The sequence below is a fragment of the Streptomyces sp. NPDC005181 genome (genome assembly GCF_040608395.1).
Classification (GTDB): domain Bacteria; phylum Actinomycetota; class Actinomycetes; order Streptomycetales; family Streptomycetaceae; genus Streptomyces.
In genome coordinates this window covers 1-1,050 of record NZ_JBEXID010000269.1, presented here as the reverse complement: position 1 = coordinate 1,050, position 1,050 = coordinate 1, and the positions used below count along the sequence as shown (strand labels likewise).

The 1,050-nt window shown below is 70.4% G+C and carries 1 protein-coding gene; it reads right to left on the bottom strand.

From position 1 onward, the window contains the following. Positions 1 to 60: 60 nt before the first annotated feature. On the bottom strand, positions 61 to 963 hold the full coding sequence (locus ABZV38_RS40555) for a transposase family protein (RefSeq protein WP_356333996.1): 903 nt from the start codon (positions 961 to 963) through the stop codon (positions 61 to 63). Positions 964 to 1,050 lie beyond the last annotated feature (87 nt).

Genomic DNA, 1,050 nt, shown 5'->3' with positions numbered 1-1,050 from the left:
ACGGCCTTGGGGGAAATTGATGTCTGGGCGTGCTGGCCTGGCGGTTCGGCTGGTGGGTGATCAGCAGGCGGTGCCGCGGACGAGGACGAGTTCGGTGCTCGTGCGGCGGCGGGTGGCCCGCCGGGCGGATCGGTCGGAGACGAGGCCGGCGATCGCAAGGTGGGTCTCGGCGTAGGTGTCGCGCCGTCCGGTGAACCGCCGCAGGGGCGCCCACTGCCTCAGCTCGGCGTTGGTGTGCTCCACGCAGATCCGGGCCGAGGACTGACGGCGTCTGGCCTCCCGCCAGGCGTACTTGTCGCCGTCGCACGCCTCGTCCTTGGGCTTCTTCGGCGGGGCGCTCACCTGATCGGGGAACTCCTTGGACAGCCCCATGTATCCGGAGTCGACCTTGGCTTTCACCATTGGTCGGGTCCGGAACTGTTCGGCAATGCCCTCGGTGCGTACGGCGGTCTGATCGTGCATTCTGCCTGGTCGCACCGCTCCGGACAGCAGCATGCGGCCCTGGCCGTCGCTGAACGTGGTGGTCTTCATGGTGTTCTGCTTGCGCTTGCCGGAGACGAACGCCCGGCGGCCGGGGCGTCCCGCCTGCGGGCGGCGGACCTGGGTCTCGGCTCCGTCGAGCCGCAGCTCGACACCCTCGGCCTCGGCGTAGGCGAAGACGTCCTCCAAGGTCTTAAGCCGTAGGCCCGGCCGGTCGGGCACGGCGAAGCCGCGGGCCGCCAGGAGCGGGCGGACCTGGCGGACGGCTTCGGAGACGGTGGAGCGGTCCACGTCGAAGAGCTCGGCGAGGACCACGTGCGGCAGCTGGTGCCGCAGATGGACCAGGGTGACCAGCAGCCGGTCGAGGAAGACCAGCTTCGGCTTGCGCCCGGCCCCGGCCGCCCGTCGGCGCGGGCCACCACGCTCGGCATGCAGCACGGACTGTCGGGCGGCCTCCCACGGCTGAGCGAGCTCTTCGAGCAACTCGCCGAAATGTCCGCGAGAGACACCAGACAGGGCAGGATGGGAGCAGGCCGCACGGGCCCAGGTCAGCTTCACAACTCACCCAAC